27 protein-coding genes are annotated in these 25,765 nt (G+C 47.9%); 17 read left to right on the top strand and 10 right to left on the bottom strand.

The features are described from left to right. Positions 1-129: 129 nt before the first annotated feature. The 9 genes from KNQ11_RS12190 (at position 130) to KNQ11_RS12150 (ending at position 9,907) form a co-directional block, all read left to right on the top strand. Positions 130-1,566: an NAD-dependent succinate-semialdehyde dehydrogenase gene (locus KNQ11_RS12190; protein ID WP_023466816.1), complete on the top strand. Its 1,437-nt coding sequence runs from the start codon at positions 130-132 to the stop codon at positions 1,564-1,566. Beyond that, positions 1,563-3,191 carry an acetolactate synthase large subunit gene (locus KNQ11_RS12185; RefSeq protein ID WP_149426680.1) on the top strand — a complete coding sequence of 543 codons (1,629 nt, stop codon included), beginning with the start codon at positions 1,563-1,565 and terminating at the stop codon, positions 3,189-3,191. Before KNQ11_RS12190 ends, KNQ11_RS12185 begins: the two co-directional genes overlap by 4 nt. A 5-nt stretch (positions 3,192-3,196) precedes the next feature. After that, positions 3,197-3,523, top strand: a complete 327-nt coding sequence (ytxJ, locus tag KNQ11_RS12180; RefSeq protein ID WP_029343222.1) for a bacillithiol system redox-active protein YtxJ — start codon at positions 3,197-3,199, stop codon at positions 3,521-3,523. A gap of 304 nt (positions 3,524-3,827) precedes the next feature. Further along, the gene (locus KNQ11_RS12175) at positions 3,828-5,363 is read left to right on the top strand and encodes a DHA2 family efflux MFS transporter permease subunit (protein WP_214772030.1); all 1,536 of its coding nucleotides are present in this window, start codon (positions 3,828-3,830) and stop codon (positions 5,361-5,363) included. Between the two features lie 117 nt (positions 5,364-5,480). Then, entirely contained in the window at positions 5,481-5,777 is a 297-nt protein-coding gene (locus KNQ11_RS12170; RefSeq protein WP_149426679.1) for a metal-sensitive transcriptional regulator, read from the top strand. A gap of 13 nt (positions 5,778-5,790) precedes the next feature. After that, positions 5,791-7,920 carry a heavy metal translocating P-type ATPase gene (locus tag KNQ11_RS12165; RefSeq protein ID WP_149426678.1) on the top strand — a complete coding sequence of 710 codons (2,130 nt, stop codon included), beginning with the start codon at positions 5,791-5,793 and terminating at the stop codon, positions 7,918-7,920. Continuing rightward, the gene (locus tag KNQ11_RS12160) at positions 7,917-8,123 is read left to right on the top strand and encodes a cation transporter (RefSeq protein ID WP_035399161.1); all 207 of its coding nucleotides are present in this window, start codon (positions 7,917-7,919) and stop codon (positions 8,121-8,123) included. The genes KNQ11_RS12165 and KNQ11_RS12160 overlap by 4 nt, the downstream gene beginning before the upstream one ends. 86 nt (positions 8,124-8,209) lie before the next feature. After that, positions 8,210-8,434 (top strand): hypothetical protein, encoded by a 225-nt coding sequence (locus KNQ11_RS12155; protein WP_023466807.1) that lies wholly within the window; start codon positions 8,210-8,212, stop codon positions 8,432-8,434. A 171-nt stretch (positions 8,435-8,605) separates the two neighbouring features. Beyond that, a complete protein-coding gene (locus tag KNQ11_RS12150) occupies positions 8,606-9,907 on the top strand; it encodes a protoglobin domain-containing protein (RefSeq protein ID WP_149426677.1) in 1,302 nt (433 codons plus the stop codon). 56 nt (positions 9,908-9,963) lie between these two features. On the opposite strand, the gene KNQ11_RS12145 is transcribed toward KNQ11_RS12150, so the two are convergent. Together KNQ11_RS12145 and KNQ11_RS12140 are read right to left on the bottom strand one after the other, a co-directional pair. After that, positions 9,964-10,572, bottom strand: coding sequence for a class F sortase (locus KNQ11_RS12145; protein WP_029343216.1), 609 nt, complete (start codon positions 10,570-10,572; stop codon positions 9,964-9,966). Next, positions 10,544-11,332 (bottom strand): DUF4397 domain-containing protein, encoded by a 789-nt coding sequence (locus KNQ11_RS12140; RefSeq protein ID WP_023466804.1) that lies wholly within the window; start codon positions 11,330-11,332, stop codon positions 10,544-10,546. The genes KNQ11_RS12145 and KNQ11_RS12140 overlap by 29 nt, the downstream gene beginning before the upstream one ends. Before the next feature lie 217 nt (positions 11,333-11,549). Between KNQ11_RS12140 and KNQ11_RS12135 the strand changes: the two genes are divergently transcribed. Beyond that, a complete protein-coding gene (locus KNQ11_RS12135; RefSeq protein ID WP_244290082.1) occupies positions 11,550-12,011 on the top strand; it encodes an Lrp/AsnC family transcriptional regulator in 462 nt (153 codons plus the stop codon). After that, on the top strand, positions 12,011-12,604 hold the full coding sequence (locus tag KNQ11_RS12130; RefSeq protein ID WP_149426676.1) for a LysE family translocator: 594 nt from the start codon (positions 12,011-12,013) through the stop codon (positions 12,602-12,604). The genes KNQ11_RS12135 and KNQ11_RS12130 overlap by 1 nt, the downstream gene beginning before the upstream one ends. 45 nt (positions 12,605-12,649) lie before the next feature. Here the strand turns inward: KNQ11_RS12130 and speB are convergent, their stop codons facing one another. The 3 genes from speB to KNQ11_RS12115 form a co-directional block, all read right to left on the bottom strand. Beyond that, on the bottom strand, positions 12,650-13,522 hold the full coding sequence (speB, locus tag KNQ11_RS12125; protein WP_149426675.1) for an agmatinase: 873 nt from the start codon (positions 13,520-13,522) through the stop codon (positions 12,650-12,652). Positions 13,523-13,637: 115 nt separating this feature from the next. Continuing rightward, positions 13,638-14,480: a polyamine aminopropyltransferase gene (gene speE, locus KNQ11_RS12120; RefSeq protein ID WP_149426674.1), complete on the bottom strand. Its 843-nt coding sequence runs from the start codon at positions 14,478-14,480 to the stop codon at positions 13,638-13,640. A 144-nt stretch (positions 14,481-14,624) separates the two neighbouring features. Beyond that, a complete protein-coding gene (locus tag KNQ11_RS12115) occupies positions 14,625-15,296 on the bottom strand; it encodes an NAD(P)H-dependent oxidoreductase (protein ID WP_214772028.1) in 672 nt (223 codons plus the stop codon). A gap of 377 nt (positions 15,297-15,673) precedes the next feature. Between KNQ11_RS12115 and KNQ11_RS12110 the strand changes: the two genes are divergently transcribed. Both KNQ11_RS12110 and KNQ11_RS12105 read left to right on the top strand, forming a co-directional pair. Continuing rightward, on the top strand, positions 15,674-17,230 hold the full coding sequence (locus KNQ11_RS12110) for a BCCT family transporter (protein WP_214772026.1): 1,557 nt from the start codon (positions 15,674-15,676) through the stop codon (positions 17,228-17,230). A gap of 90 nt (positions 17,231-17,320) precedes the next feature. Then, positions 17,321-18,166, top strand: coding sequence for a metallophosphoesterase (locus KNQ11_RS12105; RefSeq protein WP_149426672.1), 846 nt, complete (start codon positions 17,321-17,323; stop codon positions 18,164-18,166). Positions 18,167-18,201: 35 nt separating this feature from the next. On the opposite strand, the gene KNQ11_RS12100 is transcribed toward KNQ11_RS12105, so the two are convergent. Together KNQ11_RS12100 and KNQ11_RS12095 are read right to left on the bottom strand one after the other, a co-directional pair. After that, entirely contained in the window at positions 18,202-18,696 is a 495-nt protein-coding gene (locus KNQ11_RS12100; RefSeq protein ID WP_149426671.1) for a YwhD family protein, read from the bottom strand. A 65-nt stretch (positions 18,697-18,761) separates the two neighbouring features. Beyond that, positions 18,762-19,286 (bottom strand): hypothetical protein, encoded by a 525-nt coding sequence (locus KNQ11_RS12095; RefSeq protein WP_058265479.1) that lies wholly within the window; start codon positions 19,284-19,286, stop codon positions 18,762-18,764. Positions 19,287-19,454: 168 nt separating this feature from the next. On the opposite strand from KNQ11_RS12095, the gene KNQ11_RS12090 reads away from it, so the two are divergent. Both KNQ11_RS12090 and KNQ11_RS12085 read left to right on the top strand, forming a co-directional pair. Beyond that, positions 19,455-19,640 (top strand): 2-hydroxymuconate tautomerase, encoded by a 186-nt coding sequence (locus KNQ11_RS12090; protein ID WP_023466792.1) that lies wholly within the window; start codon positions 19,455-19,457, stop codon positions 19,638-19,640. A gap of 72 nt (positions 19,641-19,712) precedes the next feature. Further along, positions 19,713-20,357 (top strand): NAD(P)-dependent oxidoreductase, encoded by a 645-nt coding sequence (locus tag KNQ11_RS12085; protein WP_149426670.1) that lies wholly within the window; start codon positions 19,713-19,715, stop codon positions 20,355-20,357. A 55-nt stretch (positions 20,358-20,412) separates the two neighbouring features. On the opposite strand, the gene KNQ11_RS12080 is transcribed toward KNQ11_RS12085, so the two are convergent. From KNQ11_RS12080 to KNQ11_RS12070, 3 genes are all read right to left on the bottom strand, one after another. Beyond that, a complete protein-coding gene (locus KNQ11_RS12080; RefSeq protein WP_023466789.1) occupies positions 20,413-21,591 on the bottom strand; it encodes a NupC/NupG family nucleoside CNT transporter in 1,179 nt (392 codons plus the stop codon). Positions 21,592-21,713: 122 nt separating this feature from the next. Further along, a complete protein-coding gene (locus KNQ11_RS12075; RefSeq protein ID WP_244290081.1) occupies positions 21,714-22,541 on the bottom strand; it encodes a phosphotransferase family protein in 828 nt (275 codons plus the stop codon). Positions 22,542-22,567: 26 nt separating this feature from the next. Continuing rightward, a complete protein-coding gene (locus KNQ11_RS12070; protein ID WP_075642766.1) occupies positions 22,568-23,875 on the bottom strand; it encodes an HD domain-containing protein in 1,308 nt (435 codons plus the stop codon). Between the two features lie 145 nt (positions 23,876-24,020). Here KNQ11_RS12070 and KNQ11_RS12065 point away from each other — a divergent pair, with 145 nt between their 5' ends. After that, on the top strand, positions 24,021-24,842 hold the full coding sequence (locus tag KNQ11_RS12065) for a lipoate--protein ligase family protein (RefSeq protein ID WP_214772025.1): 822 nt from the start codon (positions 24,021-24,023) through the stop codon (positions 24,840-24,842). Positions 24,843-24,858: 16 nt separating this feature from the next. Then, positions 24,859-25,707, top strand: a complete 849-nt coding sequence (locus tag KNQ11_RS12060) for a DegV family protein (protein ID WP_214724861.1) — start codon at positions 24,859-24,861, stop codon at positions 25,705-25,707. The last annotated feature ends 58 nt before the right edge of the window (positions 25,708-25,765 follow it).

The raw sequence follows: 25,765 nt of genomic DNA, 5'->3' as shown, positions 1-25,765 counted from the left end.
TGAATTATCCTACACTGTTTATCGGTCGATTTCTACCCTTTTGCATAACCTTTCCTTCCGAAAGTGAATCTTTTTTTCTTCGTTCGGGTATACCCTTACCAATGCATGTAAAAAAGGGGGATTTTCAAGATGAAGGGACAATTCTTTATTGGTGGACAATGGCTAGATCATGGACGAGAACGGACGGATGTTACGAATCCAGCTACTGGAGAAGTCGTCGGTAGTGTACCAAACGGAACAAAATCAGACGTCAACGACGCAGTAGAAGCAGCACGGAAGGCATTTCCTGATTGGTCGAAACGGACAGTCTACGAACGTGCCGAACTTCTCGAGAAGTTATATGCGAAGATGATTGAGAAAAAAGATGAACTGGCTCGCCTGATGACGCTTGAAATGGGGAAACCGCTCGCTGAGTCAGAAGGTGAAGTGCAGTATGCCGCAAACTTCGTCAAATGGTTTGCAGAGGAAGGAAAACGCGCTTATGGACGTGTCATTCCAACACATGATGCTTCTAAACGACTTCAAGTCATCAAACAGCCGGTCGGTGTCGTTGCTGCGATCACACCATGGAACTTCCCGGCTGCCATGATTACCCGAAAGCTTGCTCCGGCACTCGTCGCCGGATGTACGTTCGTCATCAAACCACCAACAGCGACTCCGCTTACCGCGCTTCGTCTTCTTGAACTCTGTCAGGAAGTCGGGATTCCAGAAGGCGTCGTCAATGCCGTTACAGGGAGCGGGAAAGCACTCGGTGAATCACTCGCGACACATCCGCATGTCGATAAGATCACCTTCACTGGTTCAACCGAAGTCGGACGGACGCTGATGGCTCAGGGAGCAGAGACGATCAAGGCGATGTCGCTTGAACTCGGCGGACATGCACCGATTCTCGTCTTTGATGACTGTGACCTTGATTTAGCTGTCGCTGAGACGATTAAGTCGAAATTCCGTAATGGCGGTCAAACGTGCGTCTGCGGAAACCGGATTTACGTATCCGACTCGATCTATGACGCGTTCGTTGAAAAACTCGGGCAAGAGACAGCGAAGCTGAAGACCGGAAATGGTCTTGATGCTGAGACGAAGATTGGACCGATGATCAATAAAGCGGGTTACGATAAAGTCAAAAAACATGTCGATGATGCGACATCCGCTGGTGCACGAGTCGTCACGGGCGGAACAGGAACGACGGATGAGGAGAACGATGTCTATTATTATGAAGCAACCGTTCTCGCGGACGTAAAACCCGGCATGCTGATCATGAACGAGGAGACGTTCGGACCTGTTGCTCCCGTCCAGCGTGTCAGTTCTGATGAGGAAGCGGTTCGTTACGCCAACCAGACACCATTCGGTCTCGCTTCGTACGTCTTTACAAAGGATTACGCGCGTGCCATTCGTGCAATCGAGGGGCTTGATTATGGAATCGTCGGCTGGAATGATGGCGTTCCTTCTGCTGCGCAAGCACCATTTGGTGGAATGAAACAATCCGGTCTCGGACGCGAAGGTGGTAGTGAAGGACTCGAAGCGTATCTCGAGACGAAGTACATTTCAATCGGTGGACTAGCGTGAACGCGGCGGATTGGTTCGTCCAATGTTTAGAGGCAGAGGGCGTCACGCATATCTTTGGTGTTCCCGGTGAGGAAAACATCACATTACTCGAATCATTCAGTCGTTCGTCGATCACCTTCATCACGACGCGTCACGAAACGAACGCCGCTTTCATGGCAGCGATGTTCGGTCGCCTGAGTGGACGACCGGGTGTCTGCCTATCGACACTTGGTCCCGGTGCGACCAATATGATGACCGGTATTGCAAGTGCGACGATGGATCATTCCCCTGTCGTCGCGATCACTGGTCAAGGAGCGACAGCACGGCAACACAAAGCATCGCATCAAATGTTTGATCTCGTAGACCTCTATCGTCCGGTCACGAAGTCCAGTACGTCCGTTCTGTCAGCGGAGGTCATTCCAGAAATCGTTCGACGTGCCTTTGCGACAGCAAAAAGCGAAAAACCAGGGGCAACCCATATCTCTTTTCCAGAAGACATCGCAAAACAAGAACGTGATCAAGCAGCGACACCCTTGCAACAAGATAGCACGCCAACACATCTCCATTCCCTGACGATTGATGATCCCGATGCCTTACGTCTGATCGAACGAGCAAAACGTCCGGTCATCATTGCTGGATTTGGCATCCACCGGCAGCAAGCACTCGATGCGTTTCGAGCATTCGTCGAAAAGCTCCAAGCTCCCGTCGTCGAGACGATGATGGGAAAAGGAGCGATTTCTTCACACCATCCGCTCGCTGCACACACGATCGGTTTACCAGACGTCGATTACAACCAGCGGATTCTCGATGCGAGTGACCTCATCATTACGGTGGGCTACGATATTACGGAGTTACCTCCACAAAAATGGAACCCAAAAAAGACACCGATCGTCCATTTGGATACAAATCCTCACGAAATCGATGCCTATTATCCGGTCGTCGCGAACGTAGTCGGACCACTCGTCGATATGCTGACTGTATTGACTCCTTTACTGCCCGAGCGTGCGTGGAACGACTGGCAACAAGATCGCGATAAATTACGCAACGAGATTCAAGAAACGTACTCGCTTGCCTTGCCTTTACATCCTCAAAGTATCGTTCGTGAACTCGAACGAACCGTCGGGGAGGATGGCATGGTCTTCTCGGACGTCGGTGCACACAAAGTCTGGCTCGCACGCCATTATCAAACGACACGTCCGGATCAGTTATTCATTTCCAACGGATTTGCTTCGATGGGCTATGGTTTATCGAGTGCGCTCGCAGCCAAACTATTGTATCCGGACCGGCGAATCGTCTGTGCCGCTGGAGATGGTGCCTTTTTGATGAATGGTCAGGATCTCGAGACCGCCGTTCGTTTGAAGCTTCCACTTGTCGTGTTGATTTGGCGTGACGGTACCTATGGACTGATTGAATGGAAACAACAACAAGCGTATGGGCGGTCGTCCTACATCACGTTTGACAATCCAGACCTCGTTCAACTGGCTCATGCTTTCGGCGCACTCGGTCTCCGTGTCGGTGAACATGGCTCCCTCGCACATTGTCTTGACCAAGCATTTGCAAGTGATGGACCCGTTTTGATTGACTGTCCGGTCGATTACCGGGAAAATCTAAAGTTAAGTGAACGTCTCCGGACGTATGGAGGGTGATATACATGACACAACCACGTAAACTGCAATCTATTTCTGATTTTGATCAATTTGCGTCCGAACATACCGCGTTCGTGATTTGCAAACACAGCACGACATGCCCGATCAGTGCCGCAGGATTCTCGGAGTATACGAAGTTCGCGGATGAAACGTCTGTTCCAACGGCGTATCTTTTCGTCCAAGAAGCTCGAACGTTATCGAATCACATCGCCGAACATTACAGCGTTCGACACGAGTCACCACAAGTCTTGTTCATTCAAGACGGTAAATCGGTCTGGACAGCCTCTCATTACGACATCACGAAAGATGCACTCGAAACGAACGTCCAGTAATGCTAGCTATGAAACAAGCCTCCGGCTGTTTCATACTGAAGACAAAGCGCAATTTTTCTTTAACGAGAAGGATTGTGCTTTTTTGTTTACCTTGAATCGTTATCCTAGGAAGCGATTTCGAGTGTACAAAATGCTTCTCTCCTCGTTTAGCCTACTAGAAAAACGCTTTCAATCTTACATAAAAAATAAAATTATCTTTCTTAGCTATTATTATTTGTAATTCGAACTAAATCGGATTAAGATAAACTACAGATAGAACGACCGTATAGAAATATGTACCGTTAGTTTAGTTAGGAGGATACTTATGCAACAAAGTGCAACTCACACAGCTCGAGCTCCTTACGGCATTCTCGCCGTTTTGATGATCGGGGCATTCATTGCTTTCTTAAATAATACATTGCTCAACATCGCCCTTCCTTCGATCATGAAGGATCTTGTGATTGAACCATCGACTGCTCAATGGCTGTCGACTGGTTTCATGCTCGTCAACGGTGTCTTGATTCCGACATCTGCGTTCTTGATTCAAAAATATTCGGTTCGTCGCCTCTTCTTACTCGCGATGACTCTCTTCTCGGCTGGAACGATTCTTGCCGGCTTCGCAGAAGTCTTCCCTGTCTTGCTTGCAGGACGGATGATTCAAGCATCTGGTTCTGCGATCATGATGCCGTTACTGATGAACGTCATGCTCGTCAGTTTCCCGATTGAAAAACGCGGAACCGCAATGGGATTCTTCGGATTAATCATGATGGGTGCCCCAGCGATCGGACCGACGTTGTCTGGTTGGATCATCGAGCACTACGATTGGCGGATGTTATTCCACTTCATCACACCAATCGCCTTGATCGTACTCGTCGCTGGTTTCTTCTTACTTCGTGACGTCAAGGAACGGTCTGCCACTCGGATCGATCTCGCTTCCGTGGCACTTTCGTCACTTGGTTTCGGTGGCTTACTGTATGGATTCAGTTCTGCCGGCTCTAAAGGTTGGGACAGCTTCCACGTCTACGGTGCGCTGATCGTCGGAGTCATCGCACTCGTAACATTCATTTACCGTCAGCTCCATATGGAACGTCCGATGCTCAACTTCAAGATTTATCGTTACCCGATGTTTGCCTTGTCTTCTGCCATCTCGATGGTCGTCACGATGGCGATGTTCTCGGGCATGTTATTGCTTCCGATCTATGTCCAGACGATTCGCGGTATCTCACCACTTGATGCGGGTCTCATGCTATTACCGGGTGCCATCTTGATGGCCGTCATGTCACCAATCAACGGGAAACTGTTTGATAAGATCGGTGGACGTCCTCTTGCGTTGACTGGTTTGTTCATCACAGTCGTTACCAGCTACTACTTCAGTCAGCTTGAGATGGATACGACGTATACACATCTGATCGTCCTGTATTCGTTACGGATGTTCGGGATGTCAATGGTCATGATGCCAGTCTCGACGAACGGTTTAAACCAGTTACCAACGCGCTACTATCCACACGGAACAGCGATGAACAATACGCTGCAACAAGTATCCGGTGCGATCGGAACCGCGTTGCTTGTAACGATCATGTCGACGCATGCGAAGACACGTGGAACAGAACTCGCGTCTGAAGCGGCGAAGAACATGACGAGTCAACCGACAGCTGAAGCGGCTGCTGCTCTGAAACAACAGATCACAATGCAAGCGACGCTTGACGGAATCAACTATGCGTTCTTCATCTCGACGTTCATTGCTGGTCTAGCATTCGTCCTTGCTTTCTTCATTAAACGGGCGACACAAGCTGAAGACATCATTAGCGATCAACGTTCATTAAACGAAACGATCGTCAAACCACAAGTTTCCAATCAATAAGTACAAAAGCAGTCGCCTCTCGCGACTGTTTTTTATTTCTTAAGCTAAATACTGGTACCCCCCATACCTATATGTTACAGTAAAGATAACAACAAGATCACTAAAGGAGGTACGGCTATGACACACGATCACCCCGTCGTTCCACGAACGAACGAAGAACAAGATGCGTTGATGAAACGACTAAAGCGCATCGAAGGGCAAGTCCGCGGGATTGCCAATATGGTATCTGAAGATCGGTATTGCATCGATATCTTAACGCAAACGGCATCGATTCAAGCAGCTTTGCGGCAAGTCGAACTACAAATCATCGAACGCCATGTCAAGATGTGCATGCATGAAGTCGCCACCCGTAAAGATAGTACGGACGCTTACGTCGATGAATTGATGGCGGTCATCGCTCGATTGAAAAAGTAAGGAGGGTTTTCTGATGTCAAAAACGATTGAGTTTGATATTGAAGGCATGACGTGTGCCGCCTGCTCCGCCCGGATTGAAAAAGTCCTCAACCGGATGGACGGGGTCGAAGCCACGGTCAACTTGCCGCTTGAAACCGCTCGTGTCTCGATTTCTGATGCCTATGACGATCAAGCAATCATCGAAAAAATCCGAAAAATCGGCTACGGGGCAACGGTCAAACAAGCACCACACGCAACAAAATCAAATCGCCGGATGCTGTATCGCTTTATCATCGCGGCTATTCTATCGTTACCGTTGCTCGCGAGCATGCTGACGCATATTCCGAACAGTCCGTTCCACCTTCCATTCTTAATGAATCCGTGGCTACAGTTTGCTTTAGCGACACCGGTGCAATTCATCATCGGAGCGCCCTTCTATAGTGGGGCTTATAAAAGTTTACGGAGTGGGAGTGCCAACATGGATGTCCTCGTTGCACTCGGAACATCGGCAGCCTACTTTTATTCCGTTGCTGAAATGCTACTCGTTTCTGATATGCCGCATCTCTACTTTGAGACGAGTGCGATTCTGATTACACTCGTCTTACTCGGGAAAGTCCTCGAAGATCGTGCGAAACAACAGACGACGGGAGCGATTAAAAGTCTGCTCTCCCTACAAGCAAAAGAAGCCGTCGTCTTAGAGAACGGACAGGAACGAACGGTCTCCATCGATGCAATTCAAACTGGGATGATCTTACTCGTAAAACCTGGAAATAAAATTCCGACAGATGGTGTCATTCGTGCAGGCGACGCGTATCTCGATGAGTCGATGTTGACCGGTGAATCTGCGCCTATTCATAAAACGGTTGGAGCATCCGTCATTGGTGGTACGCTGAATACGAATGGATCTTTACAAGTCGAAGCGACAAAGATCGGACAAGCGACGGTTCTCGCACAAATAATTCGCGTCGTCGAACAAGCGCAAACTGAAAAGGCACCGATTCAACGACAAGCCGATCGAATTTCTGGTGTGTTCGTGCCGATCGTCGTTGCCATCGCGCTTCTGACGTTAGCCGCTTGGTGGATGATCAGTGGATCCTTTGCGGAAGCGATTCGTCCTGCCATCGCGGTGCTCGTCATCGCTTGTCCATGTGCACTCGGACTTGCGACACCGACTTCGATCATGGTCGGAACCGGAAAAGGGGCTGAACGAGGGATTCTCTTTAAAGGGGGCGCTCAACTCGAGAATCTTCAACACGTCGATGCTGTCGTCTTTGATAAGACCGGAACACTGACAGTCGGTCGCCCTGTCGTCGTCGAAACGTTCGGTACGGAGACAGCGCTCGATTTCGCTGCTGCGCTTGAACGGCAATCGGAACACCCTCTTGCTCGCGCCATCACAGCAGAACGGGATGTCGTCTTTGATATCGAACGGTTCCACGTCGAATCAGGACGTGGGATTACGGGACAAATCATGGGACATGATCTCATCGTCGGATCGGCGCGAATGATGCAGGAACGAAACATCGTTCTTCCTGATTGGACATCACCTGGAGCGACTCTCGTATACGTCGCTGTTGATGGAGAAGTCGCGGCCGGATACGCCATCCGTGACGCGCTAAAAGATTCAGCGAAAGAAACGATCCAGCGTTTGCGCCAGACAAAAGAAGTATATCTCTTGACCGGTGACCGCCGGGAAGTCGCCAATCATTTAGCAACAGAACTGGGACTGGATCCAGCGTTCGTCTTTGCTGACGTTTTGCCGATTGAAAAGGCAGATGTCATTCAGTCACTTCAACAAACGAAACGTGTCGCGATGGTCGGAGACGGTATCAATGATGCCCCTGCTCTCGTAACAGCGGATGTCGGCATCGCGCTCGGTAGCGGAACGGATGTCGCTCTTGAAGCAGCCGACGTGACGTTGCTTGGACACGATTTGAAACAAGTTTTACTTGCGATCGAGCTGAGTGAGCAGACGATGAAAAACATTCGTCAAAATCTCGTCTTCGCACTTGGCTACAATACGATTGGCATTCCGGTCGCTTTTCTCGGTCTGCTTGCCCCATGGCTTGCGGGTGCCGCGATGGCATTCAGCTCTGTCTCTGTCGTGACGAATGCGTTACGATTAAAACGTACCCCACTATCTGAAGGAGGAACATCATCATGAAAGAAACAACATTATCTGTTATCGGCATGACATGCAATCACTGTAAAGCGAGTGTCGAATCCGCTCTATCTGAAGTCGAAGGTGTGCAACAGGCAACTGTCTCACTCGAACAAAACCAGGTTACAGTCCAGCACGAGGATGTACCTCGTGAACGTCTCGTCGATGCGATCGAAGAGATTGGCTACGATGTACCGACTGCTTAAATTTTCATGCCAAACTGCTTCTAACACGCAGTTTGGCTTTTTTATTTTTTGAAAAGCGGGAATGTACGGAGTAAGGAGGGGTTCGTATGGTACCGAAAATCGAATTCGTAGAACACTTCGACGACAACAAAGGAAAACGATTTAAAATCGAACTTTGGAATCTCGGAACCTTCACATTCAGTGCCGAGTCAGCTCGTGGACCTGTCACCCGTTTCACCTCCATTGACATTCAATTCGTTCAAGCTTGCGTTCAACGAATGCGCTCCATCGTGGACGCCAAAAAAGCATTTCAGGAAGACCAACCAGTCTAATCCTGTTCTTTTTCTATTCTCCTCATGGCGCTTGCCATGAGTTTTTTTGTTTCCGGTCAATGTTTTTCAATATTCTCGTCTTTTTTTCGAAAATCAGTATCGCTTCGTCAAGATGAACCGATAAAAGACAGACATCATTTTATTCACATCTTGAGTATTGGAGGCAACTACGTGCGTAACCCTTTTAAAAGTAAGACTACTGCGGCTTATCAAGCTACCATCGGCTTTCCTGATTCCCGTCTCATCACAAAGACGGCAGATCCTGATCTCACATCCCGTCTCGTATACATGGGATATACAGAAGAACAGCTACAGACGCTCAAATCGATGGCACCTGTCGTTCAAGGGATTTTAGATGAGGTCCTTGAACAAGTTCTCGATCACCTTCTCTTAAATCCAGAGATGGCAACGATTGCGAAACAATCATCGACACGCGAACGACTGAAGAAAGTCTTCGCCGACTACTTCACGAGTCTACTGACAGGAAACATGGACGAGTCGTTCCTCGCGATGCGGACACGGATGGGACAGACGCATAAACATAACTTCGTTCCTGTCACTTGGTTCATCGCCTCGTATGCTGCGTTTCAGACGTTGTTGATTCCAAAAATCGTCGAACATTATCAGCATGACCCAGCGCAACTGACGACAGCCGTACTCGCTTTGACACATGCGATGAACTTAGATGCTCAAATCGTGACGAGCCAGTATGTCGATTCTCGTCTTCATGAAGTGACAGCAGCGAACGAGTCGCGTCGACAACTTTTGACAGACGTCGTTCGTGTCAGTCAAGAAGTTGCCAGTTCGGTCGAGCACACGGATCATGCCATCATTGAGACGAGCCGTCGCGCCTCACAAGTATTAGCAGAAACAGCTCAGACAGAGCAGACGAGTCAGCAGCTCGTCCAAATGACGATTGCCAACGAACGACAGATGCAACAGATGGAGCAACAATTCGCTCAATCGACACAACAAGTCGGTACTTCGCTTGAAAGCATCCATGAATTGAAGACGACGTCGGATGACATCGTCCAGATGACGCAAAGCATCGAAGCAATCGCCAATCAGACGAACTTACTCGCGTTGAATGCTTCGATTGAAGCAGCACGTGCCGGTGAACACGGTAAAGGTTTTGCTGTCGTCGCGACCGAAGTTCGGAACCTTGCTGAAAATGCCAAGTCATTAAGTAGCAGTATCAATGGTCTTATTCAAAAGAACAATGGTAATATCACACAACTCGTTTCTCAGATGGAAGACATCACACGCGCCAACACCGCATCTCAGCAAGAACTGCAACAAGTCAAACAAGGAATCCAAACCGTCAAGAGTGAGATGGAAAACTCTCTCACCTTATTTGGACGAAACAAGGAAAACCTCGGACAAATCGTCGAGACGATCCAAGGTCTCAGTAAGACGACACAAGGATTGACGACACTGACGACGGATCTTGTCGCTGCTTCCGAAACACATTAAAAAATAGGCAATTCTTATTCTCGGTTTTAACCGAAATAAGAATTGCCTATTTTACTTTACTCGTCTTGTTCTGCTGTGACGACAAGACGCTGATCGTATCCTTTTGACTCTGAAAACGTACCTATACATGAAATGAGTGTCAGTTTATTCATGACGGTCGCACCGAAGATTGATCCGACAGGTGCTTCATCGACAGGATAGGACATGACGTTCGTCACCACGTACGATACCTGTTGTCCTGCTTTTCCCGTCACTTCAATCCGTTGCCCTTTTTTCATCTTGGCTAAATCATAAAACACAGCGGGACCTTCTTGATCATCCAAGTGCCCGGCTAGTACGACATTTCCGGTTTGCCCGGCTTTTGCTCCGTACTTGTACCAAGCAACCTGATCAGTCTGTTTCGGAACATCCATCCGTCCTTGTTTATCCTTCCCGACGACTTCGATGTTCGCTTTCACATCGAGCGTCGGAATTGTAATACGCGTTGGTATGAACGCCTCTTCATCCACCTTTTCAGATGGAGTGGACGAAGAAGACGTCGTTGTTTCGGTTTGTTTTGGTTTTTCCGGCTTTGTAGCATCTGGAGGTGATCCCGATTGACATCCGGCTAATACGAGTAAGAGAAGAAGACTACTCTTAAGCGTTTTGTTTACGACGGACGACATACGCTGTTCCTACTAACAAGGCAGCTGCTGCTGCGACTGCCCATGGTGTAGCAGAAGCCGTATCAGATGAACCACCAAGTCCTGTTTCTGGCATTGATGCCATTTCACCACCGTCTGGGATCAAGAGGACTTCAAATGCTGGTTCGCCTTCAAGTAAGCCGATTGCGAGTGCTGTATAGTTTTTGCCACTGTCAAGTTTGACACCATCCAGTGCTTTGACGACATCCGTTGCGCCTGCAGGACGGACTTCAAGGTCATACGTACCTGCATCGAGTGTACCGTAGTCAGAGACTTTCGAGAATTCAAGGTTACTGAAGAGTGGGTCTCCACCTTTTGGTGCGACATCAACAGCTGGTGCATCTGGTGCAAAGTGTGCGACACGAACCATTGATTTTCCATCTTCGCCTTTACCGTTGTCTTCCATGACCGCAAGTTTGATATCAGCTAGTTTGCCGATTGCTGCGACCGAATAGAATTTACCAGCTTCTACGTTGAGTGTTTGAGAGAGCACAGGATCTTTCGTAGTTCCTGCAGCGAATACTTCTACTTTATGTTCGCCAGCTGGTAGTGTGAGATAATCTGTGACATCTTTGAATTTTGCTCCTGATACCGCTTTTTTGCCATCGACCGCGATATCGACTGCCGGAGCATCTGGTGAAGCATGAATGACACGAACCATTGCGTCATCTGCTGCGCCTACTGGTAGCACGAATAGTGCAAACAGTAACGTAGCGGTCACAAACGATAAGAGTTTCTTCATCTTTTTTCCACCTTTCTGATTGTCAAATGTACATCGCTCTCAAACCAATGTTCTTACACTTCTGAACATTTCCTTCGTGGTGACATCTTAAACTTAAGATACTTCCGTATATGTGTAAAGATTTCAGTGTGCTATGAACTTGTTTTGAAAACACATTGACTTTATCTTTATTTTCAAAATAAAATATGTAGTAAATCCGTTGAAAAGAAGGTTGATTATGATAGATTCTTACGATTTAAATATTATCTATTTATTAAGACAAGATGCCCGGATGAAATGGTCAACACTTGCACAGCACATCGGCTTATCGGCACCGGCTGTTGCAGAACGTGTCGCCCGCTTACAAGAGCAAGGTATCATCTGTCAGTTGACGACGGTGCTAGACCCTTCCTCCTTTGACTATCGCCTTGCTGCATTCGTCGCTGTTTCACTCGAGCGACCGGAACATCGGGCACCGTTTCTAAAACGAGTTCAAGAACTTGAGTATGTACTGGAGTGCCATCACGTCGCCGGGGACGATGACTATTTACTCAAAATACGCTGTCGGGACACGGAACAGCTTGATGAAATCATCACCTACCACATCAAAGAATTAGCAGGTATCCTACGGACGAAAACGACAATCATCATGCGGACGGAAAAGGAATCGCTCCATTTTCCGTTACCCGAGGTCGACTGATGTTTACGACTGGTTTTGGTATCGGTTTTGCCTTAGCCGCCCCCGTCGGTCCGATCGGCCTCTTATGCATGCAACGAACTCTTCGACATGGAAGAGTTTCTGGCATCGTTTCCGGACTCGGAGCCGCTACGGCAGACTTCACTTACGGGATACTCGCGTTATCTGGTTTTTCACTCGTGCAATCTTTACTCACCCAAGCATCTTGGATGCAATTGATTGGCAGTCTATTTTTGTGTTACATCGGCTGGTCGATGTTTCAAGCTTCTTCGAACGCCTCGATTTCTGATACGGCCACGTCACGGTTAAGTGCCTATCTTTCCGTCTTACTCCTGACGTTTTTAAATCCGATGACGATCACACTGTTCCTGGCGTTGTTTGCACGTTTTGAGTTAACGATGACGAACGGACAGGATGCGTTTTTGTTTCTAATCGGTATTTTTCTCGGTTCTGCCGCCTGGTGGGTCATTCTAGCGAACATCACGCACCTGCTCAAGCACCAGCTTGCGATACCCACTTTACGTATCATTCAGTGGACGTCTGCCAGTCTAATCATCGGATTCGGTGCATTCGGGGTCATTCAGTTCTTCTTCTGAGCAAAACAAAAGAGACCGACATCACGTCCGGTCTCTTTTGCTTTTTCATTTAATGAATCCAATCATCATTTCGCGTAATACTTTTGCTGCCGCGATCGCTGTCATATCGGATTGATCGTACGCTGGGCATACTTCTACCAAATCCGCGCCGATGACGTCAACGTCTGCTCGTGCGATCATGTGAACGACTTCAAGTAATTCCTTCGTCGTCACTCCACCGATTTCTTGCGTCCCTGTTCCTGGTGCTGCTGACGGATCGAGAACATCGATATCGATCGTGACGTAGACTTTTTTACCGGCAAGTGTTGGAAGAACTTGACGAAGCGGCTCGACGATCTCGTATTTGAAGAGGTTGTAGCCTGACGTCTTCGCCCATTCGAACTCTTCTTTCATACCTGAACGAATTCCGAATGAATAGCAGTTCTCTGGTCCGATCAAGTTTGCGATTTTCTTAAGTGGCGTCGAGTGCGACAATGGCTCTCCTTCATACTCATCGCGTAAGTCTGTATGCGCATCAAAGTGAAGCACGACGAAATCATCGTAGTGTTTATCGAACGCTTTGACGACCGGCCATGTGACTAAATGTTCGCCACCTATACCGAGCGGGAACTTGCCTGCTGTCAGTAACGAATCGACGTATTCTTCAATCATATCAAGTGATTTTTGAGCATTCCCGAATGGTAACGGGATATCTCCCGCGTCAAACAATTTCGCGTCAGCGATGTCACCATCTAAGTACGGGCTATATTCTTCTAAACCAAGTGAGACTTCACGGATACGTGCCGGACCGAATCGTGAACCCGGACGGAAACTGACCGTCCAGTCCATCGGCATGCCGTATAAAATTCCTTTTGCATCTTCGTGAGTCGGTTGACTCGCGATAAAGACTTTTCCTGAATATGCTTCATCAAAACGCATGATCCATTCCCCCTGTTCATTTGCCGCTTGCTGATGCAAACGCCTGTTTACCTGACAACAGAGCGATTTCGAAGATCGAAACCGCTCTGTTCATGTGTGTCTATAGTGACTGAACTCAGCCGTTCGTCAAATCTTTAACGAACTTCGGTAGCGCGAAAGCTGCCGTGTGAAGCTCAGGCGTATAATACTTCGTGTCGATCTCGTGGAAACGCTCTGCTGCAACTGCAAGCGGATCGTGTTTCTTTGATCCGATCGTGAACGTCCAAAGACCACTTGGGTATGTCGGAACGTTAGCGATGTAGAGCTTCGTGATCGGGAAGATTTCTTTGACGTCGCGTTGAACATCACGGATCAAGTCTGGTGTGAACCATGGGTTATCCGATTGTGCGACGAAAATGCCGTCTTCTTTCAATGCTTTTGAAATACCAGAGTAGAAGCCTTTCGTAAACAAGTTGACCGCTGGACCAACTGGTTCTGTCGAGTCGACCATGATGACATCATACTCGTTTTCTGCTTCTGCGATATGCATGAATCCATCCCCAACGATGACTTCGACGCGTGCATCGTCCAATCCACCTGCAATGTTCGGGAGGTATTTTTTCGAATACTCGATGACTTTTCCGTCGATCTCAACTAAAACAGCTTTTTCGACGGACGGGTGTTTCAAGACTTCACGGATGACTCCGCCGTCTCCTCCACCAACGACCAGAACCGATTTTGGATTCGGGTGTGTGAACAATGGGACGTGCGCGACCATCTCGTGGTAAACGAACTCGTCCTTATCTGTCGTCATGACCATTCCGTCAAGTAACAACATCGTACCGAACTCGTCCGTTTCAACCATCTCTAGGCGTTGAAACTCCGTTTGTTCGCTCTCATAAACGTGGTTGACACGGAATGTGATACCGTAATCTTCCGTTTGGTGTTCCGTGAACCATAACTTTAATTTTTGTTCCATTTGCGATAGAACCCCTTTCTTTCATCAAGACAAAAGTTGTTCGTATGCGAGTGGCGTTTACGGCGCTTCTTAATCATACAAATGCGAGTATACCGAATTTCGAAAGAAACTTCTATATAATTCGAAAATTTTTGTCTTCCGTCTTTACTCGACGAACGTCACGATTTCCTCAAGCGGACGACGTTGCTTCCCACGTTTTGGTTCTTCTGCCCGGTAACCGAATGCGACCATGACCGGCACCGTGAAAACAGAACGATCGAGCAGTCCACGATCGACGAGTAATTGCTCGACAGCTTGCTGGTCGAATCCTTCGATTGGGCATGAATCGACACCGATTTGTGCTGCCGTCGACATCATCTTCCCAAGTGCGATATAAGCTTGTTTAGCTGCCCAGTCTTCCATCGCTTTTGGGTTATCACCAATCGCGAAATCCTCCTCTAAAAACAGACCATAACGCTTCGTCCGTCCGGCCTTTGCTTCTTCGGATAGACCAAGGAAATCCATCATCTGCGTGACATGTGGACCATTTGCCTGCATTTGTTCTCCTGTCCGGGCGAGGAACAAGACAAAGTGACTCGCTGTCGGCAATTGTCCTTGTGCGCCCCAAGAGATTTCTTTTAAGGCGTCTCGGATTTCTGGATTTTGAATGACGAGCATATTCCATGGCTCATATCCGAACGAGCTCGGTGACAGACGCGCCGTTTCTAAAATGAACCGAAAATCGTCTTCTGGGATCATTTGACCATTAAATGCCTTTGTCGCATGACGAGATTGAAATGCTTCAAGAATTGTTTGTTTTTGTTGTTGTTTTTCCATTGGAAATGCCTCCTTCAAAATGATGACTGCTTTTGTTATATCAAATCTGATTTCAGACCGCCTCTGATTTGCTCACGTCAAGCTTTACGTTAGTTTTAAGACGAAACGGGAAATAATAGTATTAACGTTTTCCTTTTTTTATTTCCACATTATTTAAAAAACGCTTGATTGCAATCTTTTTTGCTTATCCTTCCATGAAAAACATTGATCTCTTTGTTCTCATTTCCCGGTCGATTTGCTTTTCCACACAAATGTTTGTTACGGTAGTACCCTGCGTGATTAGGTTTTGTTATCGGATCGACGGGGTAATGATAATGTCGTTGCCATCATTTGATACAGAACAACTATGTAAAATTCGAAAGAAGGTGTTGAACACGATGGAAAATAATCGAAAAAGTAAGATCACAAAAGTCTTTATGGTATCCGTCATTTTCTGTGTGCTCTTTACCATATGGGGAATCTTACCGGAATCCCTAATCGGTGCAGCTAGTCTCGGAAATGTCACAGCTCAAGCACAATCCTTTGTCTCTAACGGATTTGGCTGGCTTTATCTTCTCGGCATGAGTGCTTTTTTAATCATTGCTATCTTTTTAATCTTTTCCCGCTTTGGTTCCATCCGACTCGGTAAGGATTCGGATCGTCCTGAATATGGTCTCATTTCTTGGTTTGCGATGCTCTTCAGTGCTGGTATGGGAATCGGGCTTGTCTTCTGGGGTGTCTCAGAGCCATTGACGCACTTCCATACACCGCCAGTCGCAACAGATGATCCAACGGAAGCAGCACGCCTCGCAATGCGCTATTCATTCTTCCACTGGGGATTACATCCTTGGGCCTTATACGCGATCGTCGCGCTTGCTATCGCTTACTCGACATTCCGAAAAGGACGTCCAGCTACGATTGGTGACACTGTCGCTTCATTGATGAAGCCTCGGTATGCTTCTGCCGGTAAAGGTACCGTCGAAGTACTCGCCATCGTCGCAACAGCATTTGGTGTCGCGACGTCGCTCGGTCTCGGTGCACAACAAATCTCAGGTGGATTGAACTTCCTAACGAGTAGTATTCCTAACTCCTTCCTGACACAAATGATCATCATTGTCGTTGTGTCTGTCCTTTACATGATGAGTGCGGCATCAGGACTCGATAAAGGAATCGTTCGTCTCAGTAACGCCAACATCGTCCTCGCCGTTCTATTGATGATCGGCGTCCTGTTCCTCGGACCATTCAGTTTCATCATGGACCTCTTCGTACAAACAACAGGTGCTTATTTGCAAAACTTACCGGTCATGAGTTTCCGGGCATCTGCCTTTAATCCAGACGAACGAGGCTGGATCAACGATTGGACGATCTTCTACTGGGCATGGTGGATTTCCTGGTCACCATTCGTCGGTACGTTCATCGCCCGTGTCTCGAAAGGACGGACGATTCGTGAGTTCGTCATCGGGATTATGCTCGTCCCAACGATCTTTGGTCTCCTTTGGTTCTCTGTCTTCGGTGGATCAGCGATTTGGAACGAATTGTTCCAAAATGTCGATCTAATCTCGACGGTCAACGATAAAGGAGTCGAAACCGGTATGTTTGCTCTATTTGAAACATTCGGTGGCTTAGGCACGTTCCTTAGCATCGTCGCTGTCTTCTTGATCACGACGTTCTTCATTACGTCGGCTGACTCCGCGACATATGTTCTCGGTATGCTATCGTCTGGTGGTAGTCTCATGCCAAGCTTACGCATCAAGCTTGCTTGGGGTATCATCCAGTCTTCAATCGCCGCCGTCTTACTTTATGCCGGAGGATTGAGTGCCCTACAGGCAGCAGCTGTTCTAGCCGCCTTCCCGTTCATCTTCGTCGTCGGAATGATGGTCATCGCCCTGTTCAAAGATTTATCGGAAGAACCCGATGCGCAAAAAGAAGTCACAGACTTAAAACAAGATGCCTAAATCGTTTTGAATTCCTCCTTCCGTCGCATACGGAAGGAGGTCTTTTTTGTTATCCTGAATTATGCAAAGTAGAAAGAAATGAGGTGGCTCATGCGAAAACGTACACGCTGGTTAGTATCCCTCAGCGTCCTCGCATTAGGAAGCTGGTTTTTATATCGTGAAAATAATATCATCGATGTCTCACAGGTGACGGTTACGTCAAGTCGCTTACCGGAAGCATTTGATGGTTATCGTGTCGTCCAAGTAGCAGATTTACACGGCAAGGCGTTCGGGAATGAACAAGAACGACTACTGAAGAAAATTGATCGCGAAAAGCCGGATCTCGTCGTCATGACTGGCGATTTGATTGACTCGAGGCGAAACGGTGAAGAAGCTGCCCTTACACTCATGAAAGCGCTCGTTGATCGATACCCGGTCTACTTCGTCACCGGGAATCATGAGGTTCGGCTCAATCTAACGATTTTGCCAAAGCTTGAGCAACTGGGTGTCACCGTTCTCCGAAATCAATCACGTGTCATCGAATACCAAGGTCAATCAATTTCGCTGATCGGTATCGATGACCCGACGACGACACGGTGGCGCGAAGGGCTATCAGAACCGGATGGCATTCGTCAAAGTCTCGATCAAGCATTGCAAGACGTATCACCTGATGCGTTTCGACTTTTGCTTGCGCATCGTCCGGAATATAAATCCTTGTATGCCGAGCGTTCCGTTGATCTTGTCTTATCCGGTCACGCCCACGGCGGACAGATCCGCCTGCCGTTTACGGAAGGTCTGTATGCGCCTGGTCAAGGATTCTTTCCAACCGTGACGGCAGGTCGCTATCAGGAACAGCAGACCGAACTGATCGTCAGTCGTGGTCTCGGAAACAGCCTGTTTCCGTTTCGTCTGTTCAATCATCCAGAACTCGTCGTCTTGACGCTGAAACGACCATGAAAAAAGAACGTGTGCCGCGGCACACGTTCTTTTGTTTAGACCAACGCTTCATGTAAAGCAGCGTCAGCATTTTCCCACATCTCAGGTTTATGTGTCTGCAAGAAATCACGTAACAATTCTTTTGAACGCTCATCCATATGATCGACGACAATCCGTCCTTTAAGAGATTTATCCATCTTATTGACGTGATCAGCAAGAATCTTGAATCCGCGACGCGCTTCCGCATCGACTAGCAGATCGCACGCAGCCACACCGCCGTAATAGAATCCTTCTGGCTTACGACCGACCGTCACCCAGACGATCCAGTACAGTTTACCGTTTGGCGTTTCGGCTTTGTCCGTCGTGAACTTGACGCGTTTCTCGATGGCTGCTTTCGCGTGCATCGCACCCATGTCGATGTAAGCTTCGCCGTCTTCCGGAGAAATGATGACGGGTGACATACTATTTAAGCTAAGTGTCCCGACACCAAATCCACCATGACCGTCTGTTGAGTTATCTGAAATGATATTGAAGTTAATCTTTTTTTCCATCGTGTTTTGTCCCCTTTTAATCCTGTTGCTTCTATCATACCGTATTCCGAGGTGTCTGCAACCAGTCACTCATAACGAAGTAACTGTAATTGTTCCTCTGATGCTCGGCGAATCGTCGGGAGACGATAACACGTCATGGACGCAATTTCCTCATGTGCCGGGGGATTAACCTCTTCAAGATGAAGCAAAGCGCGGTCAAACAGGGTTTGCGCCGCGCGACCGAACAAGAAGAGACGTTCCAGCGAGGAACACCGCGACCGAATCGCACGTAACTGATGTGCGAGTTCTCGTACCTTCGCCTCGACCTCTTCTTCCATGTCAGCTGTCGGTTTTCGATTTTGAAACAACGGTTTGAAACGTACATCGTCTTCAAGCAACGTCAACATCCCGTATCGCTTTGCTTCTTTTTGATTCAGCAGTTGAGCGAGTTCTTTATCCGTTACGAGTCGTCCGAATGGAATGTTCTGTTCAAAAACGATATCTGAGACTTCGAGTCCTTTTGCACCAGACAACGGATAATTCGTATCTTCCGGTAACGCCCGATCAAAAATCAGTAACGTATGAATCTTCTTCCGTATGATTGCGTCCATATGTCTCTCCTTTTCTGCCGTATGTGTATGACTACCTTCGCTTCCGACAATAATAGCTCCTACCTTATACCCTTCTTTTTCGAAAACGATGTTCGAATTGACGAATCCCCTATCGAATGCGCTATACTGATGGCGTATCGTCATCATGCTAGAGGGGGAAATGAAGTCATGCCATATGTTACGGTTAAAATGTTATCGGGTCGTACAGTCGAACAAAAACGCGCTTTGATTGAAAAAGTTACGGAAGCGGTGTCGGAAACGACGAATGCTCCTAAAGAAAACATCACGGTCTTCATCGAAGAGATGGAAAAAACAGATTACGGTCAAGCTGGCGTCATGTTCGCAGATAAATAAACAACAAGAGACGTCCGGTCGTTACCGTGCGTCTCTTTTTCCCATCTACTTGATCTCTAAGGAGGAATTCTTATGACTACTGTTACTGTACTTGGTGCGACCGGTCGAACGGGTCGACCTTTGATTGATCGATTATTAGAAGATGGCTACGACGTTCGTGCACTCGTCCGTTCCACGTCACCGGGCTTACCCGTCCATGATCGCCTTCATATCCTGACGGGTGATGCGACAAATCCAGATGATCTCGAACAAGCACTCGCAGGAAGTACCGCTGTCTTCAGTTGTCTCGGTACCGATCAACAGCAGGTCCTTTCGACAGCGATTCCACATCTCGTCACGAAGATGAAGGAAGCAGGCATTGAACGAATCGTCTTCATTGGTACAGCAGGCATTCTCGATGCGTCAGAAGAACCTGGGAAGTATCGTTTCCAATCGAGTGAGTCCCGTCGCCGCTCGACGATTGCAGCAGAGGATCACTTGAAAGCTTATTTGACGTTAAAGGATGCAGACGTCGACTTCACCGTCATCTGCCCAACACAATTGACGGAAGACAAAGCACTTGCTGCTGACGACCTGTTGATCGAGACGACACGCTTCACGGCACCGACAGGTCCGATTCCCCGGGAAAACGTCGCCCAGTTCGCCTTTGAAGTTTATCGTGACGGAACCCATCATCGCGTCCGTGTCGGGATTGCTTCGCATGGATCAACTGAATGAAAAACAAAAAGAGCAATGGATCTGCTGATCCATTGCTCTTTCATATGTGTAACGATTATAGCAAGACGCTGACGACGATTGCCGTCAAGACACTAACGAGTGTTGCGCCGTAGAGTAACTTCAGACCAAAACTAGCCGCAACGCTTCCTTGGCGGTCGTTCAATCCTTTAACCGCACCAGCGATGATTCCGATCGACGAGAAGTTCGCAAACGAGATCAAGAAGACAGACACGATTCCGAGTGTGCGTTCCGAGAATTCTTTTGAGTACTCTGGAAGGCTCAACATCGCAACGAATTCGTTCGTGATCAATTTCGTTGCCATGACACTACCGGCACTGACAGCTTCCGCCCATGGAATACCCATGATGAAAGCGAACGGTGCAAAGATGTATCCGAGGATTTCTTGGAACGAGATGTTTAGAACCATCAAGAAGATATCGTTGACCATTCCGATCAAGGCGTTGTAACCAATCAACATCGCACCGACGATGATTGCGACTTTGAATCCATCCATGATGTATTCGCCGAGCATCTCGAAGAACGTTTGTTTTTCTTCGACGATTTCAAGAATATCTTCTTCCGGATCAACCGTGTATGGGTTGATGATCGAGACGATCATGAAACCACCGAACAAGTTCAAGACGATTGCTGTAACGACATATTTCGGTTCGACCATCGTCATGTATGCACCGACGATCGACATCGAAACCGTCGACATCGCTGACGCACACAATGTGTAGAGGCGGTTTGCTGGTAATTGACCGATTTGTTTTTTGACTGTGATGAATACTTCTGATTGTCCGATCGCAGCTGAAGCAACCGCGTTGTAAGACTCAAGACGTCCCATACCGTTGACTTTTGATAGGACGAAACCGATACCGCGCATTAAGAGTGGTAAAATCTTCGTGAATTGTAGAATCCCGATCAAAGCAGAGATGAAGACGATCGGGAGCAAAACATTGATGAAGAATGGTTGTGCGCCTTCGTTCGCTAAACCACCGAAGACGAAATCAATTCCGATTGCCGCATAACTAAGCAGTTTTTCAAAGACTTTCGCGACGCCACGAATGACGATATATCCGAACGATGTATTGAGTAAAATGAACCCAAGTACGAGCTGAAGAACTAGCATGACCGCAAGCGGTTTCAATTTGATGCCTTTACGGTTACTGCTGACAAGGAGTGCCAAGCCGAAAACGATAGCTAGTCCGAGTAGTGCGATAAGATATTTCATGAAGTACCCCTCTATCTATTAGTTGTTTATCAGTTGTACATTCGTACGATGTCTGACGTTTAATCTCTTTCCAAGTAATAGAATAATCAATATTTCGAAGAACTACAAGAGGAAAAGTTCATTTAGTAACCGCTTTCGTTATTTTCATAGACTTTCAAGACAAACTTTTCCAAGCGTTCCCGAACATTGTCCTGACTAAGGTTTTGCCTTCCATATGCTTTCCACCCCGGATAGACGTCGATCGTTTCCGGTCCAAAATCAAAAATAGCCCGAATATCCCAAGCGTGATCGTAAGAACGTTTCGTCTGTTTAAGGTAACTTTTTAAAAAATGATCCGCCATCTCGACGGATTCGAGCAAGGCAAGATTCAAACGACAATGCGCAAGGTCGACTTCAATAGGTCCTACACACGCATTAATCCAATCAATCGTATGACACGTTCCATTCATTTCGTATAACACATTGACCGGGTGAAAATCCCGATGAATGAACCGGATCGTTTGACTTTCGTCCGGTTCGACCGCCAGTAGCTGACGCCATCTCTCCGGATGCTGCGTCCACGTCGGAACGTGACGCTCTGTCGCATACGGCTGATAGACATACCGAGATTCTGGTACCGGTAGCGCATGGATCGCAGCAAGCATTTGTGCCAGTCGATCGACATATTGCTCATCCACCTGATCAAGCCGGATCTCTCCCGGCGAGCGGGTCATATATAACCACGGCGGGACTTCGTCTCTAACATCGGTTTGATAGTCCAACACATCTGGTGCTAAGTCACCTGCTGCTTGTAACGCAAACACTTCATGCAAGACAAGATCCGGCTCCTCATGTAGCCAGTCTTGATTCGTATGGACGCGAAGAATTCCCTCATCGACTCGAAAAACAAGGGAGGATGTCGCGCCTTTTAAGACTTCGACCTCTCCTCCCTCCTGTCCAAGCTGTTGCAAGATTTTCGTAAGGACAGCGGACGATATCATGATGTCACGCTGCCAATCAATAACTGGTCGATTTGCATCTTCTCATTCGCATGTTCGCGCAAGTCATGCAAAATTTCTTGCGGGAAGAACAGCTTCTCATCCGTCTGGCGTGACGTCGCAATGGCTTGAACGAGCGGTGAAACTTGCGAAATTTCTTTCATCTGTCCATCCTTCATCTGTAACATGATCGGTTGCTTACTGATTTCACCGTTGTCTCCATATAAATCGTAAGGAAGACGACTGAGTTTATCTTCAAGCAGATAATAGGTCGGATTCAAGCCGATTGCTTCAAACAACTCACACAGTTTATCGTGGACGAGTTCACGTTTTTCAGCCGGATAATCGACATACTTGAACAACTTCCGGTCAACGAATCGCCCCGATAGATCTGCAAGGATTGGATCCTGTTCATTCGCCCACTGCTGAAAATAGAAGTAGACGATTGTCTCATCCAGCCCAAGGAAATCACGCAACTCCATCTTCTGATCAAATAGCGGCATCAAATGGATTGGTGCAATCGCAAACGGATATGCGGACAGGTACAACTCCTGTGCCCGTTCGAGAATGGCTTTTAATAGGTAATCACTCGATCGTGTCACCGGATGCAGGTAGACTTGCCAATACATCTGATACCGCCGCATGATGTAGTCTTCGATCGAATGCATTCCGGATTGTTTGACGACCATCTGATTATGGGCTGGACGCAATACTCGAAGCATCCGCTCGAGATCGAATTTTCCGTAGCTGACACCGGCAAAGTGCGCATCGCGCAATAAATAATCCATCCGGTCGACGTCGAGTTGTGAGCTGATCATCGTAACGAGCAGTTGATTCGGGTGCGTCTTGTTGATGATCGATGCTACTTCTTCCGCAAATCCGTCTCCGACTTGGTCGAGGACTTTCTTGATTTCCGTATCCCCGAGAATGATCCGCTCCGTCCACGTTTCGTGATTAACACCGAAGACGTTCTCGAATGCGTGCGAAAACGGACCGTGTCCGACATCGTGTAAGAGTGCCGCAGCCAGCGTCAACTCCCGGTACTGATCGTCCCAATCGGCGCGACCATTGAAGACATCGATCAGTTGACGCGTGATTTCATAGACACCGAGCGAATGATGGAACCGTGTGTGCTCTGCTCCATGAAACGTCAAAAAGGATGTTCCGAGTTGTTTGATTCGGCGTAGTCGCTGAAATTCACGTGTACCGATCAGTTGCCAAATCAACTGATCACTGACATAGATATAGCGATGAACCGGATCCTTGAAGACCTTCGTTTCCTTTAATTGTCCTAATGATTGATACATATGTTTCTCTCCTTTAAATCGTGTCTATGTCGTTGTTGTTCGGTTTTGTTTCCAAGGATTCCTGTCTCCCGCGGCGCTTCGCACAGAAACTTTACACACCCTGTGCTATAATGATGTCGCAAATCTACAATAAAGGAACGAGCCTATGGGAATCGAACTCTTAAAACAAGAACATTATCGTATTTTTGATCAAACGTCACTCGGAACTGCTTTCCATGCGACACAATCGTTTGCGATGGACGACACATTATGTGCCTCTGTTGCAACAGAAGGAGCCGCACTTCGCTCTTGGATTCACCACGAAACCGTCGTCCTCGGCATCCAGGATGCCCGTCTTTCTCATCTTACTGACGGTGTAGCCGTTCTGCATGAACATGGTTTCTCGCCCGTCGTCCGTAACTCAGGTGGTCTTGCCGTCGTCCTCGACGCCGGTGTCTTGAATATTTCACTTGTCCTACCGGAACGCGGCGGCATCGATATCGACAGTGGTTACGAAGCGATGCTTGCGCTCGTCCGCCGTATGTTCGCACAAGAAACGGACGCGATCGTCGCTGGTGAAGTCGTCGGATCGTATTGTCCCGGTTCTTATGACTTATCGATTGCGGGTAAAAAATTCGCTGGTATCTCCCAGCGTCGTGTCCGTGGCGGAGTTGCCGTTCAAATCTATCTTTGTGTCAACGGAAGTGGAAGTCAACGCGCCGCTTTAGTCCGTGACTTTTACGCGGCAGCGCTTCAAGGTGAAACGACGAAATTCGTTTATCCGACCGTCGTGCCGGAAACGATGGCGTCACTCGAGGAACTGCTTGGTACTGCATTGACAGTCGAGGAGTGCTTACGTCGTGCATATGAAGCGTTACTTGCGCTCGGCGCTGATTTGACGCCCGCAACTTTGACGGAACTCGAGAATGAGCGTTTCGGCGTCAACTTGAGTCGGATGCTTGATCGAAACGAAAAAGCCCTAGGTTAAGAAAGGAGAGAACGTGATGATCCGATTGATCACAGATAGTGGTGCTGATGCACCAAAAGCCATGTTAGATGCTTATGATTTTACGGTCATGCCATTCGGCGTATTGATCGACGAAGACACGTTCTTCGATGGAGAATCGATATCTCCAAAACAACTGTATGATAAGATGCGTGACGGTGCAGCACCAAAGACATTCCAAGCAGAAGTCAGCCGGATGGTCGAGGTGTTCACGCGTCACTTCGAACAAGGGGATCCCTTCCTCTACCTCGCCTTCTCGAGCGAATTATCGGGAACATATCAAACCGCGAAGATGCTAGCAGAGGAACTCGCCGAAAAGTATCCGAACGTTCCTTATCTCGTACTCGATACGAAAACCGCTTCGACAGGACAAGGATTGTTCGTTCTCGACGTCGCAGAATACGCACAAACGCATTCGTTTGAAGAAACAGTGGCTTATGCTGAAGCCAAGGTAAATACGATTCGTCATCTGTTTACAGTCGAATCACTCGAATATTTGATGCGCGGTGGACGCGTTTCGCGAGCTAGCGCCTTCATTGGTGGCCTCTTATCGATCTTGCCACTATTGACAGTCGAAGACGGGAAGTTGATTCCAAAAGAGAAGATCCGTGGTCAGAAAAAAGTCATGAACCGGATCGTCGAGTGGATGGAAGAAGCACGTCCCGCAATTGACGGACATCGAATCATGATTGGTCATGGGGATTCGATCGAACGCGCAGAACAATTAAAACAATTGATTGAAGCACAGTTTTCACCAAGCGAAGTCATCTTGACGATCGCTGGCGCAGCGATCGGTTCACATACAGGACCGGGACTCGTAGTCATTGGGTATGACCTTCCACGTTAACGGCACTCATTTTTATCTTATAGTACGACAAAATGGGACAGACTCTGTTTAGAGCCTG

Source organism: Exiguobacterium sp. s39 (assembly GCF_018618925.1).
In the GTDB taxonomy this organism is placed as follows: Bacteria; Bacillota; Bacilli; order Exiguobacteriales; family Exiguobacteriaceae; genus Exiguobacterium_A; species Exiguobacterium_A abrahamii.
The sequence above is the reverse complement of the archived record's forward strand: the minus strand, read 5'-3'. Positions and strand labels throughout refer to the sequence as shown.

What these genes read in the sequence shown, in the direction of transcription:
- KNQ11_RS12140 (WP_023466804.1), bottom strand. Translation starts at nt 11,332, where the DNA reads ATGAAGAAACTCTTATCGTTTGTGACCGCTACGTTACTGTTTGCACTA.
- KNQ11_RS12165 (WP_149426678.1), top strand. Translation starts at nt 5,791, where the DNA reads ATGTCAAAAACGATTGAGTTTGATATTGAAGGCATGACGTGTGCCGCC.
- KNQ11_RS12130 (WP_149426676.1), top strand. Translation starts at nt 12,011, where the DNA reads ATGTTTACGACTGGTTTTGGTATCGGTTTTGCCTTAGCCGCCCCCGTC.
- KNQ11_RS12170 (WP_149426679.1), top strand. Translation starts at nt 5,481, where the DNA reads ATGACACACGATCACCCCGTCGTTCCACGAACGAACGAAGAACAAGAT.
- speE (WP_149426674.1), bottom strand. Translation starts at nt 14,480, where the DNA reads ATGGAACAAAAATTAAAGTTATGGTTCACGGAACACCAAACGGAAGAT.
- KNQ11_RS12065 (WP_214772025.1), top strand. Translation starts at nt 24,021, where the DNA reads ATGGGAATCGAACTCTTAAAACAAGAACATTATCGTATTTTTGATCAA.
- KNQ11_RS12060 (WP_214724861.1), top strand. Translation starts at nt 24,859, where the DNA reads ATGATCCGATTGATCACAGATAGTGGTGCTGATGCACCAAAAGCCATG.
- ytxJ (WP_029343222.1), top strand. Translation starts at nt 3,197, where the DNA reads ATGACACAACCACGTAAACTGCAATCTATTTCTGATTTTGATCAATTT.
- KNQ11_RS12110 (WP_214772026.1), top strand. Translation starts at nt 15,674, where the DNA reads ATGGAAAATAATCGAAAAAGTAAGATCACAAAAGTCTTTATGGTATCC.
- KNQ11_RS12135 (WP_244290082.1), top strand. Translation starts at nt 11,550, where the DNA reads ATGATAGATTCTTACGATTTAAATATTATCTATTTATTAAGACAAGAT.
- KNQ11_RS12085 (WP_149426670.1), top strand. Translation starts at nt 19,713, where the DNA reads ATGACTACTGTTACTGTACTTGGTGCGACCGGTCGAACGGGTCGACCT.
- KNQ11_RS12095 (WP_058265479.1), bottom strand. Translation starts at nt 19,286, where the DNA reads ATGGACGCAATCATACGGAAGAAGATTCATACGTTACTGATTTTTGAT.
- KNQ11_RS12145 (WP_029343216.1), bottom strand. Translation starts at nt 10,572, where the DNA reads ATGTCGTCCGTCGTAAACAAAACGCTTAAGAGTAGTCTTCTTCTCTTA.
- KNQ11_RS12155 (WP_023466807.1), top strand. Translation starts at nt 8,210, where the DNA reads ATGGTACCGAAAATCGAATTCGTAGAACACTTCGACGACAACAAAGGA.
- KNQ11_RS12160 (WP_035399161.1), top strand. Translation starts at nt 7,917, where the DNA reads ATGAAAGAAACAACATTATCTGTTATCGGCATGACATGCAATCACTGT.
- KNQ11_RS12190 (WP_023466816.1), top strand. Translation starts at nt 130, where the DNA reads ATGAAGGGACAATTCTTTATTGGTGGACAATGGCTAGATCATGGACGA.
- KNQ11_RS12115 (WP_214772028.1), bottom strand. Translation starts at nt 15,296, where the DNA reads ATGGAAAAACAACAACAAAAACAAACAATTCTTGAAGCATTTCAATCT.
- KNQ11_RS12105 (WP_149426672.1), top strand. Translation starts at nt 17,321, where the DNA reads ATGCGAAAACGTACACGCTGGTTAGTATCCCTCAGCGTCCTCGCATTA.
- KNQ11_RS12100 (WP_149426671.1), bottom strand. Translation starts at nt 18,696, where the DNA reads ATGGAAAAAAAGATTAACTTCAATATCATTTCAGATAACTCAACAGAC.
- KNQ11_RS12090 (WP_023466792.1), top strand. Translation starts at nt 19,455, where the DNA reads ATGCCATATGTTACGGTTAAAATGTTATCGGGTCGTACAGTCGAACAA.
- KNQ11_RS12080 (WP_023466789.1), bottom strand. Translation starts at nt 21,591, where the DNA reads ATGAAATATCTTATCGCACTACTCGGACTAGCTATCGTTTTCGGCTTG.
- KNQ11_RS12175 (WP_214772030.1), top strand. Translation starts at nt 3,828, where the DNA reads ATGCAACAAAGTGCAACTCACACAGCTCGAGCTCCTTACGGCATTCTC.
- speB (WP_149426675.1), bottom strand. Translation starts at nt 13,522, where the DNA reads ATGCGTTTTGATGAAGCATATTCAGGAAAAGTCTTTATCGCGAGTCAA.
- KNQ11_RS12070 (WP_075642766.1), bottom strand. Translation starts at nt 23,875, where the DNA reads ATGTATCAATCATTAGGACAATTAAAGGAAACGAAGGTCTTCAAGGAT.